This is a genomic window from Amnibacterium endophyticum (genome assembly GCF_042680685.1).
In the GTDB taxonomy this organism is placed as follows: Bacteria; Actinomycetota; Actinomycetes; order Actinomycetales; family Microbacteriaceae; genus Amnibacterium; species Amnibacterium endophyticum.
The window spans coordinates 1-17,540 of sequence record NZ_JBHUEA010000023.1 but is presented as its reverse complement, the minus strand read 5'-3'; the positions used below and the strand labels follow the sequence as shown (position 1 = coordinate 17,540).

At 76.1% G+C, this 17,540-nt stretch carries 19 protein-coding genes; 9 read left to right on the top strand and 10 right to left on the bottom strand.

The window, feature by feature from the left end; all coding sequences use genetic code 11:
- Window positions 1–10: 10 nt before the first annotated feature.
- Window positions 11–1,567 carry an alpha/beta hydrolase gene (locus tag ACFSBI_RS13610; RefSeq protein ID WP_377935816.1) on the bottom strand — a complete coding sequence of 519 codons (1,557 nt, stop codon included), beginning with the start codon at window positions 1,565–1,567 and terminating at the stop codon, window positions 11–13.
- A 120-nt stretch (window positions 1,568–1,687) separates the two neighbouring features.
- On the bottom strand, window positions 1,688–2,107 hold the full coding sequence (locus ACFSBI_RS13605) for a DUF1810 domain-containing protein (protein ID WP_377935814.1): 420 nt from the start codon (window positions 2,105–2,107) through the stop codon (window positions 1,688–1,690).
- A 39-nt stretch (window positions 2,108–2,146) separates the two neighbouring features.
- Here ACFSBI_RS13605 and ACFSBI_RS13600 point away from each other — a divergent pair, with 39 nt between their 5' ends.
- Both ACFSBI_RS13600 and ACFSBI_RS13595 read left to right on the top strand, forming a co-directional pair.
- Window positions 2,147–2,419, top strand: coding sequence for an acylphosphatase (locus tag ACFSBI_RS13600; protein WP_377935812.1), 273 nt, complete (start codon window positions 2,147–2,149; stop codon window positions 2,417–2,419).
- A 63-nt stretch (window positions 2,420–2,482) separates the two neighbouring features.
- On the top strand, window positions 2,483–3,919 hold the full coding sequence (locus tag ACFSBI_RS13595) for an AAA family ATPase (protein WP_377935810.1): 1,437 nt from the start codon (window positions 2,483–2,485) through the stop codon (window positions 3,917–3,919).
- A gap of 5 nt (window positions 3,920–3,924) precedes the next feature.
- On the opposite strand, the gene ACFSBI_RS13590 is transcribed toward ACFSBI_RS13595, so the two are convergent.
- Together ACFSBI_RS13590 and ACFSBI_RS13585 are read right to left on the bottom strand one after the other, a co-directional pair.
- On the bottom strand, window positions 3,925–4,842 hold the full coding sequence (locus ACFSBI_RS13590; RefSeq protein ID WP_377935808.1) for a J domain-containing protein: 918 nt from the start codon (window positions 4,840–4,842) through the stop codon (window positions 3,925–3,927).
- A gap of 108 nt (window positions 4,843–4,950) precedes the next feature.
- On the bottom strand, window positions 4,951–5,427 hold the full coding sequence (locus ACFSBI_RS13585; protein ID WP_377935806.1) for a nucleoside deaminase: 477 nt from the start codon (window positions 5,425–5,427) through the stop codon (window positions 4,951–4,953).
- A gap of 55 nt (window positions 5,428–5,482) precedes the next feature.
- Between ACFSBI_RS13585 and pta the strand changes: the two genes are divergently transcribed.
- Both pta and ACFSBI_RS13575 read left to right on the top strand, forming a co-directional pair.
- Window positions 5,483–7,579, top strand: coding sequence for a phosphate acetyltransferase (gene pta / locus ACFSBI_RS13580; protein ID WP_377935804.1), 2,097 nt, complete (start codon window positions 5,483–5,485; stop codon window positions 7,577–7,579).
- A 23-nt stretch (window positions 7,580–7,602) separates the two neighbouring features.
- Entirely contained in the window at window positions 7,603–8,721 is a 1,119-nt protein-coding gene (locus tag ACFSBI_RS13575; RefSeq protein WP_377935887.1) for an acetate/propionate family kinase, read from the top strand.
- Window positions 8,722–8,739: 18 nt separating this feature from the next.
- Here the strand turns inward: ACFSBI_RS13575 and ACFSBI_RS13570 are convergent, their stop codons facing one another.
- Genes ACFSBI_RS13570 through ACFSBI_RS13560 form a run of 3 tightly spaced genes read right to left on the bottom strand, consistent with a single transcriptional unit; the run spans window position 8,740 to window position 11,038 of the window.
- Window positions 8,740–9,564 carry an NAD(P)H-binding protein gene (locus ACFSBI_RS13570; RefSeq protein WP_377935802.1) on the bottom strand — a complete coding sequence of 275 codons (825 nt, stop codon included), beginning with the start codon at window positions 9,562–9,564 and terminating at the stop codon, window positions 8,740–8,742.
- A 35-nt stretch (window positions 9,565–9,599) separates the two neighbouring features.
- Window positions 9,600–9,863, bottom strand: a complete 264-nt coding sequence (locus ACFSBI_RS13565) for a hypothetical protein (protein WP_377935801.1) — start codon at window positions 9,861–9,863, stop codon at window positions 9,600–9,602.
- Window positions 9,860–11,038 (bottom strand): inorganic phosphate transporter, encoded by a 1,179-nt coding sequence (locus ACFSBI_RS13560; RefSeq protein ID WP_377935799.1) that lies wholly within the window; start codon window positions 11,036–11,038, stop codon window positions 9,860–9,862. Before ACFSBI_RS13560 ends, ACFSBI_RS13565 begins: the two co-directional genes overlap by 4 nt.
- Window positions 11,039–11,137: 99 nt before the next feature.
- Here ACFSBI_RS13560 and ACFSBI_RS13555 point away from each other — a divergent pair, with 99 nt between their 5' ends.
- The 4 genes from ACFSBI_RS13555 to ACFSBI_RS13540 are packed head-to-tail and all read left to right on the top strand — an operon-like array spanning window position 11,138 to window position 15,091.
- On the top strand, window positions 11,138–12,388 hold the full coding sequence (locus ACFSBI_RS13555) for a glycoside hydrolase family 25 domain-containing protein (protein WP_377935797.1): 1,251 nt from the start codon (window positions 11,138–11,140) through the stop codon (window positions 12,386–12,388).
- A 15-nt stretch (window positions 12,389–12,403) separates the two neighbouring features.
- Window positions 12,404–13,456, top strand: a complete 1,053-nt coding sequence (locus tag ACFSBI_RS13550) for a hypothetical protein (RefSeq protein ID WP_377935795.1) — start codon at window positions 12,404–12,406, stop codon at window positions 13,454–13,456.
- A 34-nt stretch (window positions 13,457–13,490) separates the two neighbouring features.
- Window positions 13,491–13,688 carry a hypothetical protein gene (locus ACFSBI_RS13545; RefSeq protein WP_377935794.1) on the top strand — a complete coding sequence of 66 codons (198 nt, stop codon included), beginning with the start codon at window positions 13,491–13,493 and terminating at the stop codon, window positions 13,686–13,688.
- A 38-nt stretch (window positions 13,689–13,726) separates the two neighbouring features.
- Entirely contained in the window at window positions 13,727–15,091 is a 1,365-nt protein-coding gene (locus tag ACFSBI_RS13540; RefSeq protein WP_377935792.1) for an amidohydrolase family protein, read from the top strand.
- A gap of 13 nt (window positions 15,092–15,104) precedes the next feature.
- Here the strand turns inward: ACFSBI_RS13540 and ACFSBI_RS13535 are convergent, their stop codons facing one another.
- Window positions 15,105–15,407 carry a hypothetical protein gene (locus tag ACFSBI_RS13535; protein WP_377935790.1) on the bottom strand — a complete coding sequence of 101 codons (303 nt, stop codon included), beginning with the start codon at window positions 15,405–15,407 and terminating at the stop codon, window positions 15,105–15,107.
- Between the two features lie 58 nt (window positions 15,408–15,465).
- Window positions 15,466–16,245 (bottom strand): glycosyltransferase family 2 protein, encoded by a 780-nt coding sequence (locus tag ACFSBI_RS13530; protein ID WP_377935788.1) that lies wholly within the window; start codon window positions 16,243–16,245, stop codon window positions 15,466–15,468.
- Window positions 16,246–16,303: 58 nt separating this feature from the next.
- On the opposite strand from ACFSBI_RS13530, the gene ACFSBI_RS13525 reads away from it, so the two are divergent.
- Window positions 16,304–17,236: an NYN domain-containing protein gene (locus tag ACFSBI_RS13525; RefSeq protein ID WP_377935885.1), complete on the top strand. Its 933-nt coding sequence runs from the start codon at window positions 16,304–16,306 to the stop codon at window positions 17,234–17,236.
- Between the two features lie 3 nt (window positions 17,237–17,239).
- Here ACFSBI_RS13525 and ACFSBI_RS13520 read toward each other — a convergent pair.
- A partial coding sequence (locus ACFSBI_RS13520) for a hypothetical protein (RefSeq protein ID WP_377935787.1) occupies window positions 17,240–17,540 on the bottom strand: 301 nt, incomplete at its 5' end.

Below are 17,540 nucleotides of genomic sequence, written 5' to 3'. Positions count from 1 at the left end.
GTCGCCGGGATCAGGGCGTCGGCACCGGGAGCGGGGCGCAGGTGAGGTCGGGCCCGTCGCCCGCGGCCCGGTCCGGGAGCGAGCCGTCGGCGAGGTAGTCGGCCACGGCGCCGTCGACGCAGGCGTTGCCGTTCAGGGACTCGGCGTGCGAGGTGCCGCCGGGCTCCGCGAGCAGCCGGGCGGCGGGGAAGCGGGCGCGCACCGCGAGGCTGCCGCTGAAGGGCGTCGCGGCGTCGAGCGTCTCGCCGATCAGCAGGATCGGGGGCACGTCCTTCCCGTCGACCTCCACGGGGGTCCCGGCCTTCACCGGCCAGGTGCGGCACGGCAGGTTGAACCAGGTGTTCAGCCAGGTGCCGAACGGCGCCTTCTCGTCGACCCGCCGGGTGTCCCGCTCCCAGGTCGACCAGTCGCCCGGCCAGGACGCGTCGGTGCACTCGACGGCGAGGTAGACGGCGTAGCCGTTGTCGTCGGTCGTCTCGTTCAGCGCCCGCCAGTAGCGCTGCGCGAGCCCGGTGTCGCCCCGGGCGGCCTGCGCGAACGCCGTGCCGAGGTCGGGCCAGAGGCTCTGCGAGTAGCCGGCGTAGAGCAGCGTGTCGGCGAGCTCCGCGGAGCCGAAGACGCCGTCGGCCGGATCGGCCGCCAGACGCCGCTGCAGGTCGCGGTAGCTCGACTCGACCGCCGCGCGGGTGCCGCCGAGCCCGTAGCGGGAGTCGTACCGCGCGAGCCAGTCGAACCACGCCTCGAGGGCCGTCTGGAACGCGAGGTCCTGCGACAGGTTCGCCCGGTACCAGACCTCCGACGGATCGACGTTCGAGTCGAGCACCATCCGCTTCACCCGGTCCGGGAACAGCGTCGCGTAGACCTGGCCGAGGTAGGTCCCGTACGAGTACCCGTAGAAGCTGATGGCCGGGACGCGGAGCGCGATCCGCAGGTACTCCATGTCGTTCGCGGAGTCCTCGGTCGTCATGTGCTGCAGCAGGTCGCCGCCGCGGCGCCCGCACGCCGACGCGTAGTCCTCCGACCGCTTCCGCCACTGCGCGATCACCCGGTCGCCGAGGTCGGGGTCGTACGCGGGGCGCGGCCCGTCGGCGTAGTCGGGGACGCAGCTGAGGCGCGGCTCGGACGCGCCGACCCCGCGCGGGTCGAACCCGATCCAGTCGTACCGGTCGCCCACGCCCCGCGGCACGGCGGCACCGCGCGTCGCGAGCCCGAGCCCGCTGCCGCCGGGGCCGCCCGGGTTCGCGAGCATCACGCCCTCGTACGGCGTGCGCGTGTGCCGGACGCGGGAGACGGCGAGCCGGATGGTGCGGCCGTCCCGCGGCGACGACCAGTCGAGCGGCACGCGCACCGAGGCGCACTCGGCCCCGGCGGCGCGGAGGTCCTGGTCGTCGCAGCGGCCCCAGTCGATCGCGGCCGGCGCCGGCCAGGCCGACGGCGCGGCGACCGAGGCGGACGGCGCGGCCCCGGGCGCCCTGGCGGCGAGCAGCACGCCGGACGCGATCGCGGCCGCGGCGACCAGGGCGACCGCGGTGACGGCGGCGACCACGACGACGACCGGCCTGCGCATGCGCTCCTCCCCCGCCGGCCCGTGACGGGCGGCGTGCCGGAGCGTACGGGGCTCCCCGGACGCCGGGGTGCGGACCCGGTCACGATCCGGGAACACGTCGGCGCGACAGCGGCGCCGGCGTCAGAGCAGCGCGAGCGTCGCCCGGTCCTCCTCGCCGCCGTACCAGCGGTCCAGCACCTCGCCGAAGACGGGCTCCTCGGGCGCGACCCGGCCGAAGAGGGTCGCGGAGGACCGCAGCTTCACGGCGTCGATGCCGCCGAGCAGCGCCTCAGCGCTCCGCGCCGGGGCGTCGGCCGCCGTCCGCATCGCACGCCTGAGGCGCGGGCCGAGCACCGGGTGCGCGAGGAGGGCGCGCGCCTCCGCCTCGTCGCGGATCGCGTAGAAGCGCGCCGTCGGGCTCTGCCCGAGCCCGGCGAGCTGCGGGTAGACGAACCACATCCAGTGGCCGCGCTTGGCGCCCGCCGCCACCTCCGCCATCGCCCGCTCGTACGTGCCGCCCTCGTCCTGCGCCGCCTCGAACCGCTCCAGCCCCTCCGCCATCCCGGCACCGTAACCGGGTCGCCTCGGTACCGTGCGGGCATGACGATCGCGAGGCGCTACACGGTGACGGGCGAGGTGCAGGGGGTCGGCTTCCGCTGGGCGGCGCAGGGCGAGGCGGAGCGGCTCGGGCTGGTCGGCCGCGTGCGGAACCGCACCGACGGCGCGGTCGAGATCGTCGCCCAGGGCGAGCGGGCGCGCATGGACGACTTCGCGCACTGGCTGGAGCAGGGCCCGCGCGCCGCCCGGGTCGCGGACGTCGACGCCGAGCCGGTCGACCCGATCGACGCGGACTCCTTCGAGATCACCCGCTGAGCGCTGGGTTCGTCGGTCCACGGAGATCTCGCGGAGCCGCGGCGAGCGGACCAGGATGAGCAGGTGGACGGGGACCCGGAGCTGCTCGCCGCGCTGAAGCGGATCGTCGACGTCGCGAACCGGTACGAGGAGCAGCAGGGGCCGCTCACGCCGCTCGGCGAGCGCGTGCGGGCGCACCTGGGGGTGGATCCGATCACCCTCCCCGTCGTCGCCGAGCCGGTCCCGCAGCACCGGATCGTCGACCTCGACCTCGCGCTGACCGAGCTCGGCGCCGGGGGCGCGCTGCTCGGCGTGCGGGGCGGCAACCGGCAGCACGAGGAGTTCGCCGCGATGCTCGCGAACGGCTGGGCACGGTACGAGCCGGGTGCGGTCGACCACGCGCTCGTCCCCTCCGGGCCGCACGAGCGCCGTCGCGTCGTCGCCTTCGGTCTGCGCCTCCTCGTGTTCGAGGGAGAACCGGTCGCCGTGCTCCAGCGTGTCGCGAACCGGCAGGTCGGGCGCGAGCAGGCGCTCGTCGAGGTGCTGGCGGCCGACGGCGTCGGCGAGCGCCTGCTCGCCGCGGCCCGCCGCCTCATGCACGAGCGCAGCGTCCTCCGCGGGCAGGTGCTGACGCTCGTCGCCTCGGGCGGGTTCGGCGAGGACGGCGAGTCGGTGTTCGTGGAGCGCGAGCCCGTCGCCGAGGACGACGTGGTGCTCGCGCCGGGCGTGCTCCCCACGGTGCGCCGGCACGTGCTCGGGATCGCGGAGCACCGCGACGCCCTGCTGGGGGCCGGGCAGCACCTGAAGCGGGGCGTCCTGCTCTACGGGCCGCCCGGTACCGGCAAGACGCTGACCGTGCGGCATCTCATCGGTGCCGCGGAGGGGGTGACCGTCGTGCTGCTCACCGGTCCCGCGATCCGCTACATCGGCGAGGCGACCGACCTCGCCCGCGGCCTGCAGCCCGCGATGGTCGTGCTGGAGGACATCGACCTCGTCGCGATGGATCGCGGGCACTTCGGGCCGCAGCCGCTGCTGTTCGCCGTGCTCGATGCCCTCGACGGCATCGACGGGGACGCCGACGTCACCTTCCTGATGACGACGAACCGGGTCGACGTGCTCGAGGAGGCGCTCGCGCAGCGACCCGGCCGCGTCGACCTGGCCGTCGAGATCCCGCGTCCGGACGCTGCGGCGCGGCGGCGGCTGTTCGCGCTGTACGCGGCGCGGCTGCCGCTCTCGCCGCACGCGGTGGAGCGCGCCGCGGACCGGGCTGCCGGCACGACCGCGTCCTTCGCGAAGGAGCTGATGCGCCGAGTGGTGCTCGCCGCGGCGATCGAGGCCCGCCCCGCGGAGGACGCCGACCTGGCGACCGCGCTCGACGAGATGCTGGCGGCCGGGGCCGAGCTGACCCGGAGCCTCCTCGGCGTCGAGCGGGAGGAGTCCGAGTCCGAGCCCGCCGTCCGGGGCGCCGGCTGGAGCGCCGACGCGCCGCTGCCCGGCCGCTCCGCCCGCTTCGACGAGTAGGCCGGTCAGGCGAAGCGGACGGCGGCCTGCAGACGGGTGCGGACGTCGAAGATCTCGCTGCCGCCGACGACGCGGCCGTCGGGCAGGCCGTCGCGCAGCGCGGTGAGCAGCAGCGAGGCGCGCAGCACCACCTGCTCGGCGCCGCGGGAGGTGCCGACCGCCTCGGCGGGGTCCTCCAGGTGCTCGTCGGGCAGCACCAGCAGCAGGCCGGTAAACCGGACGCGAGCGGCGCGGGCGACCGCCTTCGCGCGCACCGCGAGGTCGTGGACGGGCCGCTCGCCGAGGATCGCGTCGCCGTGCAGCTCGCCGCGGCGCACCTGCACGGGGGCGCCGTAGTCCTCCGACTGGATCGCGAACAGGCCGGTGGGGCCGAGCACGAGGTGGTCGATCTTCTCGTCCGGGACCCCGGTGGCCACGTCGTGCCAGACCGTGTAGCCGATGCCGAGCGTCGCGAGGCGCCGCGCGGTCGCCTCCTCCGCGAGCGCGTCGGCGAGCAGCCGCTTGATCTCGCGGGGCGCGCGGCGCACGAGGACGGGGTCGTAGGGGTCCGGAACCGGCTCGCCGATGCCGACCCACTCCTTCACGAGGGCCAGGTAGCGCTCCCGCCGCCAGCCGCCCGGGTGCCCGTACGTGCGGGCGGTCGGGCGGGAGTGCGGGACGCGCTCGCCGCGCGCGGGCGGCGCCGCCCAGGCCTCCTGAGTCCCCGTCGGCGTCCGGCCGCCGTCGTAGCGGGCCCGGGCATCGGGGCTGCCGATGCGCTCCCAGGCCGTCTGCACGGCGATGAAGCGCTGCGTGTCGCCGCCGGTGTCGGGGTGCGTCTCGCGGAGCAGCCGCCGGTACGCCCGCCGCAGGTCGTCGTCGCTGGCGGAGGCCGGCACGCCGAGCACCTCGTACGGCGACGCCGACATCGGGCTGTCGCTCACATGGCCTCCCTCCTGCACGACGGCCGGACAGCCTGCCACCGCGCCCTATGAGTCCGCCAAGCGGGGTGGTGGGGGTGGTCTCGACGGGCTCGACCGGCGGGCCGGCGGTCAGGCGGGCGGGTGCCAGAAGCCCTCGTGCGAGGCGCGGGCCTCGTCCTCGAGCAGCGGCCCGGTCACCTCGACGCCCCGTCGACCGGCGGCGAGCACCGTGCGGCACGGCAGCGCGAGCGTCGGGTTCGCGGGGTCGTCGCCGGTCATGGCGAGCAGGCCCTCCTCGCTCAGCCCGTAGACGACCGCGCCGATGCCGGCCCAGTGGATCGCGCCCGAGCACATCGCGCACGGCTCGCAGCTGGTGACGAGCGTCATCGCGGCGAGCTCCTCCGGCTCGAAGCGCTGCGACGCGATCGACACGAGGTTCGTCTCCGCGTGGCCGGTCACGTCGTGGCCCGTGACGACGGTGTTCTCCGCCTCGGCGGCCACCCGCCCGTCGGCCGTGACCAGCAGCGCGCCGAACGGGTGGTTGCCGGCGGCCCGCGCCCGATCCGCGATGCCGATCGCCCGCCGCAGCAGCGCCTCGTGGTCCATGCCCGCACCGTACCGGCGGCGGTGGCGTCCAGGCGCCCTCCCTACGCTCGCGGGCATGTCCCAGACCATCTACGTGGCCTCGGCGGAGGGGCACACCGGCAAGTCGGCGGTCGCGCTCGGACTGATGGAGGCGCTGACCCGGCGCGTGGGGCGCGTCGGCGTCTTCCGGCCGGTCTCGCGGTCCGCCGACGGCGACTACGTGCTCGACCTGCTGCTCGACCGGGCGACGGCCGACGTGAGCGCCGCCGACGCGGTCGGCACCACCTACGACGTCGTCCACCACGACCCGGAGGCCGCGCTCGGCACCATCGTCGAGCGGTTCCGGGCGATGGAGGCCCGCTGCGACGCGGTGCTCGTCGTCGGCAGCGACTACACGGACGTCGGCACCCCGACGGAGCTCAGCTTCAACGCCCGCGTCGCCGCGAACCTCGGCGCGCCGGTGCTGCTCGTGCTCGGCGGGCGGCGCAGCGGCGGCCGGGGGGCGAGGAGCGCGGCGGAGGTCGCCGGGTTCGCGGAGATCGCGCTCGGCGAGTTCCGCGCGGAGCACGCCGAGCTCGTCGGCGTCGCGGTCAACCGGGCCGAGCCGGCCGAGCTCGGCGCCCTCGGCGCGGCGCTCGCGCCCCTGCTGCCGGCCGGCACCCCGGTGTTCACGATCCCGGAGGACGCGGCCCTCGTCGCGCCCGCGCTCCGCACGGTCTACGCCGCGGGCGAGGCCGAGTGGCTGTCCGGCGACGCCGCCCTCGGCGAGCGGACGGTGTCCGGCGTCGTGGTCGCGGCGATGACCCTCGAGAACCTGCTGCCCCGCCTCGTCGAGGGCGCGCTCGTCGTGATGCCGGGCGACCGCACGGACACCCTCGTCGGGGTGCTGCTCGCCCACGCGAGCGAGACGCTCCCCTCGCTGACCGGGATCCTGCTGACGGGCGGGATCGACCCCTCCCCCGCCGTCGCCCGCCTGATCGAGGGCCTCACCGTCGACCTGCCGATCGCCCGCACGGCGCTCGGCACCTACGAGACGGTGACCGCCGTGTCGGCGGTGCGCAGCACGCTCGCCGCCGAGTCGCCGCAGAAGGCGGCCGAGGCGCTCAGCCTGTTCGAGGCGCACGTCGACGCGGACGCGCTGCTGTCGCGCGTCGGCATGCACGCCTCCAGCGTCGTCACGCCGCTGATGTTCGAGTACGGGCTGCTCGCCCGGGCCCGCGAGCGGCGGCGTCACGTCGTGCTGCCGGAGGGCGACGACGACCGCGTGCTCGAGGCCGCGGGGATCGTGCTCGCCCGCGACGTCGCCGAGCTGACGATCCTCGGCAACGAGGTGCGGGTGCGCTCCCGGGCGCTCGGCCTCGGGCTCGACCTCGGCCGGGCCCGCGTCGTGAACCCGCTGACGTCGCCGCTGCGCGAGCGGTTCGCCGCCACCTACGCGCGGGAGCGCGCCCACAAGGGCGTCTCGCTCGAGATGGCGCGGGACACGGTGACCGACGTCTCCTACTTCGGCACGCTGATGGTGCACGAGGGGCTCGCGGACGGGATGGTCTCGGGCGCGAGCCACACGACCGCGCACACGATCCGGCCCGCGTTCGAGCTGATCAAGACCGCGCCCGGCGTCTCCGTCGTCTCGAGCGTCTTCCTCATGGCGCTCGCCGACCGCGTGCTCGTGTACGGCGACTGCGCCGTCATCCCCGACCCGACCGCCGCCCAGCTCGCCGACATCGCGATCAGCGCCGCCGGCACCGCGGAGCGCTTCGGCATCGACCCCCGGGTCGCGATGCTCAGCTACTCCACCGGCTCGTCCGGCAGCGGCGCGGACGTCGAGAAGGTGCGCGAGGCCACGGCCCTCGTGACCGAGCGCGCGCCCGACCTGCTGGTCGAGGGCCCGATCCAGTACGACGCCGCCGCCGACCCGGCGGTCGCGGCGACGAAGATGCCCGGCTCCCCGGTCGCGGGCCGCGCGACGGTGTTCGTGTTCCCGGACCTCAACACCGGCAACAACACCTACAAGGCGGTGCAGCGCAGCAGCAACGCGCTCGCGATCGGCCCGGTGCTGCAGGGGTTGAACAAGCCGATCAACGACCTGTCGAGAGGAGCGCTCGTGCGCGACATCGTGAACACGATCGCGATCACCGCGATCCAGGCGCAGGGCGCGCCCGTGCCCGCATGACGGACGCCGCGCCGGCGGGGCCGGTGGGCACCGTCTTCGTCCTGAACGCGGGCTCGTCCTCGCTGAAGTACCAGCTCGTCGACCCGGGCACCGGTGCCGTCCACGCCGCAGGCGGCGTCGAGCGGATCGGCGAGCCGGGCGGCGTCCCGGACCACGAGGCGGCGGTGCGGCGGGCGCTGGAGGAGATCCGGGGGCTGCCGCGCCCCGACGCGTGCGGGCACCGGGTGGTCCACGGCGGCGAGCGGTTCGACGCCGCGACCGTCGTCACCGACGAGGTCGAGGAGGCGATCGACGCGCTGTCCGCGCTGGCACCGCTGCACAACCCGGCGAACCTGCAGGGCATCCGCGCCGCGCGGGCGGTGCTCGACGTGCCGCAGGTGGCGGTCTTCGACACCGCGTTCCACCGCACGATCCCGGCGGCGGCCGCGACCTACGCGATCCCGGCGGACGTCGCCCGCGCGCACCAGGTGCGCCGCTACGGCTTCCACGGCACCTCGCACCAGTACGTCTCGCGAGCGGCCGCGGAGCTGCTCGGGATCCCGCTCGAGCGCTCGCGGATCGTCGTGCTGCACCTCGGCAACGGCGCCTCGGCGTGCGCGGTGCGGGACGGCCGCTCGGTCGACACGTCGATGGGTCTGACCCCGCTGGAGGGCCTCGTGATGGGGACGCGGTCCGGCGACCTCGACCCCGCCGTCCTCTTCCACCTGCACCGCACCGCGGGGCTCGGCTTCGACGAGCTGGAGCGGATGCTGAACCGCGAGAGCGGGCTGAAGGGGCTGACCGGCAGCGGGGACATGCGCGACGTCGCCGCGGCCGCGCAGGGCGGGGACGACGCGGCGGTGCTCGCCCTCGAGGTCGTGCGGCACCGGCTGCGGGAGTACCTCGGCGCCTACCTCGCGGTGCTCGGCGGCCTCGACGCGGTGGTGTTCACGGCGGGGATCGGCGAGCACGATGCGGACCTCCGCGCGACGACGCTCGCACCGCTGAAGCACCTCGGGCTCGAGGTCGACCCGGAGCGCAACGCGTCCGAATCAAGGGACGCCCGCCGCATCTCCCCCGACGGGGCGCCGGTCGCCGTGCTCGTGGTGCCGACGAACGAGGAGCTGGAGATTGCGCGGCAGACCGCCGCCGTCCTCGCCTGAGCGCGCGGCGGCGGCCGGTCAGGCGCCGACGAGCGCCTGCTCGAGGGTCCGCGCCCGGCGCCCGGTGAGCCGCGGCACGTCGTCGGACACCGCGGCCATGCGGCCGGACGCGATGGCGGTGTAGGTGCTGACCCACGCGTCCAGCTGCCACCGCTCGTCCGACAGGGCCCGGCGGGAGGCGTAGGCCTCCTCGACCGTCTCCTCGCGGTAGGAGTACGGTCGGCCGAGCGCCGCCGTCATCCGCGCGGTCGCGGCGGCGAGGGTGAGGGCCTCCGGGCCGGTGAGCACGTAGGTCGCGCCGGCGTGCGCGGCCGGATCGCGCAGCACCTCGACCGCGGCGTCGGCCACGTCGTCCCGCGCCACCAGGGCGACGGCGCCGGCGCCCGCCGGGCCGCGGATCACGCCGGCCTCGTCCGCGAAGAGCGGCAGCACGTCGGCGTAGAAGCTGTCGCGCAGGAAGGTGAAGGCCGTCCCGCTGTCCCGCACCGCCTGCTCGGTGTGCCAGTGGTCCCGGCCGAGCGTGAAGTCGGCGTCCGGCGCGGCGCCGTCGAAGCTCGTGTAGACGACGTGCCGCACCCCCGCTTCGGCCGCCGCCCGCACCGCGGTGCGGTGCTCCTCGAGCCGGGTCGCCGACTCCGCGCCGGACACGAGCAGCAGCACGTCGACGCCCGCGAACAGGCCCGCGTCCGCCCCGCCGTAGGTGCCGGTCCGGATCTCGGGGTCGCCGTCGATCCGCGGCGCCCGTGCGGGGTCGCGGACGATCAGCACGTCGACCGCGGGGCCGAGCAGGTGGGCGACGCGGCCGCCGAGGCGACCGGTGGAGCCGGTGAGCGCGAGGGTCATGCCGGGTGCAAGCCGGGGCCCGCCCGCACTGTTCCTCAGCCGAGGAGGATCAGCAGCACGCCGCCGAGCGCCGCCGCGCCGGCGAGCACGAACAGGGTCACGCCGGCGAACGTCACCCCGGCGGGCCGGGCGCCGCGCGGCACCACGTCCTCCTCCTCGTCGCGGGCGGGGGCGCCCGGCACCGGGTCGCGGGGCGTCGCGAGCAGCCGGATGCCGCCCGCGAACAGCGTCGTGACGACCACGGCCGAACCGAGCGCGACCAGGACGACGAGCGCGAAGAGGTGCCACTGGACGGTCATCGGCGGGCCGCCTTCCGGCCGCGCCGCGGGCGGGACACGGCCGTGCCCGCCGCGTTGACCTCGGCCTCGAGGCTCGAGGCGTCGACCCGCTCGGGCCGCGCCCTGAGGAAGACGGCGAGCATGAACGCGACCCCGAGCGCCACCACGACGACGACGCCGACCGTGCCCAGGCCGACCAGCAGCGCGGCGAGCGCGCCGACGACCGCGGCGGCCGGCATGGTGAGCAGCCAGCCGGCGACGATCCGGCGGGCGGTGCCCCACCGCACGACGGCGCCGCGGCGGCCGAGCCCGGAGCCGATCACGGAGCCCGAGGCGACGTGCGTGGTGGAGAGGGCGAAGCCGACGTGGCTCGACGCCAGCACGGTCGCCGCCGTGCTCACCTCCGCCGAGAAGCCCTGCGCGGGCTTCACCGCGGTCAGCCCGGTGCCCATCGTGCGGATGATCCGCCAGCCGCCGCTGTAGGTGCCCGCCGCGATGGCCAGGGCGCACGCGGCGATCACCCAGAGCGCCGGGCCGCTGCCCGCGGGCTGCAGGCCGCCCGCGATCAGCACGAGGGTGATCACCCCCATCGTCTTCTGCGCGTCGTTCGTCCCGTGCGCGAGCGCGACGAGGGAGGAGGAGAAGACCTGGCCGACGCGGAAGCCCCGCCGCCCGTCGGGCCGCCCGTCGCGGCGACGCGTGATCGCGTACGCGAGCCGGGTCGCCGTGAAGGCGACGAGCCCGGCGGTCAGCGGCGCGAGGACGGCCGGGATGATGACCTTGCCGACGAGCACCGACCAGTCGACGGCGCCGAGCCCCGCCCCGGCGACCGCCGCGCCGACCAGGCCGCCGAACAGCGCGTGGCTCGACGAGGACGGCAGGCCGAAGTACCAGGTCGTCAGGTTCCAGAGGATCGCGCCCATCAGGCCCGCGAGGATCAGGGCGGGCCCGATGCCGCCGCCGCCCTCCCCCTCCGCGGTCAGCAGGCCGCCGGACACGGTGCGGGCGACCTCCGTCGAGAGGAAGGCGCCGACGAGGTTCAGCACGGCGGCCGTGCCGACCGCGACCTTCGGCTTCATGGCGCCCGTCGCGATCGGCGTCGCCATCGCGTTCGCGGTGTCGTGGAAGCCGTTCGTGAAGTCGAAGACGAGGGCCAGCACGATCACGACGACGACCAGCGTGATCGTCGCGGTCATCCCGCGACCGCCTGGGGCTGCTTCGGCACGGTCGGCGATCGTACGCGGCACGCCGCGGAGCGCCCCGGCGCGGGCGCGCCCGGCGGACATACTGACGCGATGCTCCGCCTCGCCGCTCCGCTGATCGCCCTCGCGATCGCCGTCGCAGCGGGTGCCGCGGCGCCCGCCGACGCGGCCGAGGCCGCACCGGTGCTCCAGCGGACGTCCACGGCGACCGGGCACGACGTCTCCTACCCGCAGTGCGGCCGCGTGCTGCCGACCCGCGGCGACATCGCGGTCGTCGGGGTCAACGCCGGCACCGGCGTCACCACCAACCCGTGCCTCGCCGAGCAGCTCGCGTGGGGCGACGCCCCCGCCGCGGACGGCACGCCGCGCCTCGCGGACGTCTACGTCAACACCGCGAACCCGGGCCACCTGGGCGGCTGGTGGCCCTACGCCGACCTGACGCGCACGGGGATCCCCGTGACGAACCCCGAGGGCACCTGCGTCGGCGCCGAGGACGCGGCCTGCGCCTACGTGTACGGCTGGTCCATCGGCGCGGATGACGTGCTGCGCCGCGGGGTGCCCCGGGCCGGCGAGCGGACGTGGTGGCTCGACGTCGAGACGATGAACACCTGGAGCTGGGACCGGGAGGCGAACCTCGCGGTCCTCGAGGGCATGGCCGCGGCGATCCGCGCCGTCGGCGGCGACGTCGGCATCTACTCGACGACCCGCCAATGGGGCCTGATCGTGGGCGACGCGGCGCCGTCGAGCGCACTCGCGGGCGCGCCGTCCTGGACGGCCGGCGCGATCACGCGGGCCGGCGCGCTCGAGAACTGCCGCGAGCCGGCGTTCACGCCCGGCGGCCGGACCGTCATGTCGCAGTGGGTCCAGGACGGCCAGGACCACGACATCGCCTGCCGGCCCGGCGTGGTCGGCACCGTCCCCTCGATCGACGGCGACCCGGTCGTCGGCGGCCGCCTGACCGCCGACCCCGGCGCCTGGGGGCCGGCCGGCGTCGGCATCGCCTACCGCTGGTCGCGCGACGGCGTGCCGATCGCGGGCGCCACCTCGCCCGCCTACGCGCCGACCGCGGAGGACGCGGGCGCGGCGCTGACCCTGCAGGTGCGCGGCACCCGTGCCGACGCACCCGCCCTGGCCCTGACGAGCGCACCCGTGGTCGTCGCACCGGCGCCCCTGCCGAGCCCGGCGGCGACGAGCACGCCCCCGATCCCGGCACCGCCCGCGACCCCGACCGCGACGCCCACGGACACCGCGGCGCCGACCACCCCGCCGAGCGACGCGCCCTCGACCCCGGCCACCCCGGCGCCGCCGAGCTCGTCACCCGCGGCCGGGTCCGACGAGGCCTGAGCGGGAGACGCACCCGTGATCCGCCGCCTGGTCGCCGCCGCGCTCGCCGCCGCCGTCGTCGTCGCGGTCGTGCCCGCGCTCCCCGCCGCCGCCGCGGCCCCGCGCATCGGCGCCGACGTGTCGAAGTACCAGTGCGGAGCCCCGTGGGCGGGCGCGCAGGCGTTCGCCGTGGTCGCGGTGAACGACGGCCTGCCGACCGGCACGAACCCCTGCCTCGCGGAGCAGCTCGCCCTCGCCGTCGCCTCCCCGGGCGGCGGGCGCCCCTCCGTCTACGTCAACACCGCGAACCCGGCGCCGCACGAGGCGTCCTGGTGGCCGACGCGGGACCGCACGAAGCGCGGCGTCGCCGTCCGCAGCCCCTACGGGCGCTGCCGCGGCGGCGCCACCGCCGCGTGCTCCTGGGTCTACGGCGCCTCCCTCGCCCTCGACGACCTGCAGATCCGGGGCGTGCCGAGGAACACGGCCGCCCGCTGGTGGCTCGACGTCGAGACCGCGAACACCTGGCGCGGCAGCCGGAAGCAGCACCGGGCCGTGCTCGAGGGCATGACCTGGAGCCTCGTGCGCGCGGGGCAGCGGGTCGGGCTGTACGCGCTCGACCACGAGTTCCGCGACCTGATCGGCCCCGTGCCGACCTCGAGCGCGCTGACCCGGCTGCCGACCTGGCTCGCGGGCGCGGCCGACGCCGCCGCCGCCGCGGCGCGGCGCTGCAGCGCCGCGCCCCTGACCCGCGGGCGGGTGCTGCTGACCCAGTGGACGACGACGGCCGGCACGGACCGGTTCGACCTCGACCTCGCCTGCAGCGTCCTCTCGCCCGCGCCGCGGCCGACGGCGACGGGCCGGCACCTCGTCGGCGCGCGCCTGACGGCGAAGGCGGGCACCTGGGCCGCGGGCACCCGGCTGCACTACCGCTGGACCCGGGACGGGAGGCCGATCGCCGGAGCGACCTCGCCCACCCACCGCGTCGTGAGGGCCGATGCGGGCCACCGGGTCGCGGTCGTGGTCACCGGCACGCGCGACGGCTCGAGCCGCGCGGTGCGCACGAGCCGGTCGGTCGCGATCCGCCGCTGAGGGCGCTCCCGGCTCGGCACGGCAGGCTGAGCGCATGAGCGATCCCGAGTTCGAGGACGTGCCCGGCGTCGAGGCCGACACGGCCGACGTGATCGAGCAGGCGGAGTCCGCCGGCGGCGAGCCCGTGGACGACGCGCTGCGCTCGCGCGAGCGGATCCCGGTCGAGGACGCGCCCCTGGACGAGCGGATCGCGCGCGACGCGGACGAGGCCGCGGGCGGCGCCGGGGTCTGACCTCCGGACGAAACATGCGCCCCGGTTGACTGGGGGCCATGTCGCTGCTCGTCGTCCGCGCCCGCCTCATCACCATGGTCGGCGACGACCTCGGCTACACGGAGGACGGCTGGCTGCACGCGGCCGACGGCCGCATCGTCGCGCTCGGCTCGGGCGAGCCGCCCGCGATCGCGGACGCCGAGGTCGTGGACGTGGCCGGCGCGTTCGTCGCCCCCGGGTTCGTCAGCGCGCACAGCCACCTGTTCACCTCGGGGGCGCGGGGCCTCGGCGTCGACTCGACGCTGTACGGCTGGTGCGACTCCATGCTCGGCCTGATGGCGCACGCGAGCCCGGAGGACTACTACTGGGCCACCCTCCACGGCTCGCTCGACTTCATCGCGAACGGCACGACGACCGCGTTCGACTTCACCGACCCGCGCATCCCGTGGGAGCCGATGGTCGACGGGGCGAAGACGGGCGCCGGCGAGCTGCGGCCGTTCGCGCACCAGGCCGCCCAGATCGACGCGAAGGCCGACGCGGGGCTGCGGTTCGTCAACGCGGCGAGCCTCGACGACGCGATCGGCTCGGACGACGAGGTGGTCGACCGCTTCGGCCTCGTCGTCGACCACTGCGCGTCGGTCGACCCCGACCTGTGCCTCGGCGCCGCGATCATGGGCGCGGTCCAGTGGTCGCCGCGGCCGAACGCGGCCGAGCTCGAGGTCGCGGTGATGCGTCGGTACGGCGTGATCAACGAGGCGCACTTCCTCGAGACGCGCGAGGAGGTGGAGCTGCAGCGCTCGAAGTTCGCGCGCTACCGCGACGCGGGCGCGCTCGGGCCCGACCTGGTGTTCGGGCACTTCATCCAGACGACGCCCGAGATCATCGCGGAGGCCGCGGCGGGTGGCGCCGGCATGTCGTGGCAGCCCGCCTCCAACGGCCGGCTCGCGAGCGGCACCGCCGACCTGCCGACGATCCGCGCGGCCGGCATGCGGGTCGGCCTCGGCCTCGACGACCAGGCCTGCACGGACGTCGCCGACCCGTGGCAGAACATGCGGATGGGGATGTACTCGGTGCGCGCCGCCACCGGCGACCCGGCGTCGATGCTGCCGGAGGACGTGCTGCGGATGGCGACCCTCGGCTCCGCAGAGGTGCTCGGCGTCGCGGACCGCGTCGGCAGCCTCGAGCCCGGCAAGCTCGCCGACCTCGTCGTCGTCGACCCCCGCTCCCCCGACGTCGGCCCGCTGTGGCACCCCGTCCGCAGCTACGTGCTCGCGATGTCGCAGCGCAACCTCAAGCGCGTGTACGTCGGCGGGGTGCTCGCGGCGCAGGACGGCGTCCCGACGAACCCGCTCGCGGCCCGGGCGGTGGAGGAGGTCCACCGCCGCATGCCGGAGGTCGCGGCGCGGGGCGGCTACCCCGTCTGACCTCGCTCCTCGGTCACCAGATGACGCCGTAGCCCGTCGTCCAGAGGAAGGCGGTGAGGCAGCCGAGCGCGAGGCCGAGCAGCGCGGGCACGAAGCCGGAGCGGCGCGTGGAGGTGCGCACGAGCCCGATCAGGCCGAACACGATCGCGAGCACGGTCGGCACTGCGCTGAGGATCAGGCCGATGAACAGGGGGATGATCCCGACGACCAGGCCGACGATCCCGAGGACGAGGCTCGCGACGGCGAGCCCGTTGGGCCGCGGCCCCTGCGGGTCGTAGACGACGGTGCTCACCGCGCGGTTCGACGTGCTGGGCATCGCCCCATCGTCGCGGTCGCACCCCGCAGCGGGCTGGGAGCGGCCTCGCAGCCGCCCGTCAGCCGCGGCCGATGCCGGTGACGGCGGCCGCGAGGGCGCCGAGCGGGCCGACGCCGAAGCCCGGCGAGACGAGGCGGCCGATGCGGGTCTCGCGGAGGCGGTCGCCGTTGCGGTGGATCGTGTGCCAGGTGCGCACCCCGGACCGGGTGAGGCGCGGCACGGAGGTCACGGCGCGGGTCGAGATCGCGACCGCGAGCCGCGGCTCGAAGCGCACCCGCCGGCTGCGCCCGAGCCGCATCGTGAGGTCCAGGTCGTCGTGCACGGCGGGGTCGGCGGAGTGGACCGCGCCGCGCACGTCCTGCCACACGGCCCGCCGCATCGCGAAGTTCGACCCGTACAGCGGCACCTGGCCGAGCGCGATGCCGAGCACGCCGAAGTAGGCGCCGTGGTACCCGGCGCTCGCGATGAGGCGCCGCGCCGGGCTGAGGTCGGCGAAGACGCCGCGACCCGTGACCGCGGCCAGCGCGGGGTCGAGCGCGAACGCGCCGCGGATCTCGCGCAGCCAGTTCACCGGCGGCATGGAGTCGGCCTCGAGGCGGGCGATCAGGTCGCCGGAGCACGCGTCGTAGCCCGCCGCGGCCGCCGCGGCGATGCCCGGCCCCTGCCGCGGCAGGAAGCGCGCACCCGCGGCCTGCGCCACGAGCTCGGACTCCCCCGACCCGACGACGACGACCTCGTCGGGCTGCACGTCCTGCCGCGCCAGGGCGGCGAGGCACAGCCCGAGGTACGGCGCGCCGTCGCGCACGGGCACGACGACGGAGATCCGGGGGGTCGTCACGGCTCCCATTGAAGCGCGTCCACCGGGACAATGGGTGGCCGACACCTTGGAGGACCCCATCCCCGACCAGCAGCCGGGCCGCGTCGCGGTCTACATCGACTTCGACAACGTCCTCATCTCGCGCTACGACGAGGTGCACGGCCGCGGCGACTTCCACCGCGACCGCCAGAAGGCGCACAGCGGTTCGCTGCCCGAGCAGACCTTCACCGAGCGGCTGGAGGCCGCGACGGTGGACGTCGGCGCGATCATCGACTTCGCCTCCTCCTTCGGCACCCTCGTGCTCACCCGGGCCTACGCGGACTGGTCCGCGCCGGTGAACGCGCGCTACCGGGGCCAGCTGGTCGGCCGCGCGGTCGACCTGGTCCAGCTCTTCCCCGCCGCCGCCTACGGCAAGAACGGCGGCGACATCCGCCTCGCGGTCGACGCGGTGGAGGACATGTTCCGGCTGCCGGACCTCACGCACGTCGTGATCGTCGCGGGCGACAGCGACTACATCGCGCTCGCGCAGCGCTGCCGGCGGCTCGGCCGCGTCGTCGTCGCGGTCGGGGTCGCCGGCTCGACGAGCCGCGCCCTCGCGGCGGCCTGCGACGAACTCGTCACCTACGACGCCCTGCCGGGCGTGAAGCCCGCGCCGCCCCGCCAGGACGAGCCGCCGCGCGGCCGCCGGCGGGGTCGCCGCGACGCCGACGAGGGCCCGCGGTTCGAGGAGGTGGACGACCCGGACGACGTCGTCGAGGCCGACGACGACGAGGACCCGCAGGTCGTCGCCACGGAGCTGCTGGTCCGCGCGCTGCAGCTCGGGCACGGCCGCGGCGACGACGCCGACTGGCTGCACAACAGCCAGGTGAAGGAGCAGATGAAGCGTCTGGACCCGTCGTTCAGCGAGCGCCGCCTCGGGTTCCGCTCCTTCAGCGACTTCCTGCGCAGCCGCTCCGACTTCGTCGACCTCGACGAGAGCAGCACCGCACGGCTGGTGCGCCTGTCGGCGTGACCCTCAGAGGCCGAGCAGCGGCAGCACGAGGGAGGCGACGCCCGTCAGCGTGAGGGCGAGCAGGCCGAGCACCCAGGCGGAGCGGCGGCGCGCCGCGCGCCGGACGTCGCCGGCGAGGCCCGCGAAGGCGACCAGCAGCTGCGGGCCCGCCTCGCTCGTCGGCTGCCAGGTGCGCGCGTCGTCGAGGACGCGGACGAGCGCGGCGACCTCGTCGGCGGCGAGCACGGCGGGCTGGGCGAGCAGGTACCGGCGCAGCTGCTCCGCGCGGAGCACGCGCGCGGCGCGCGGCTGCGCCCGGACCGCG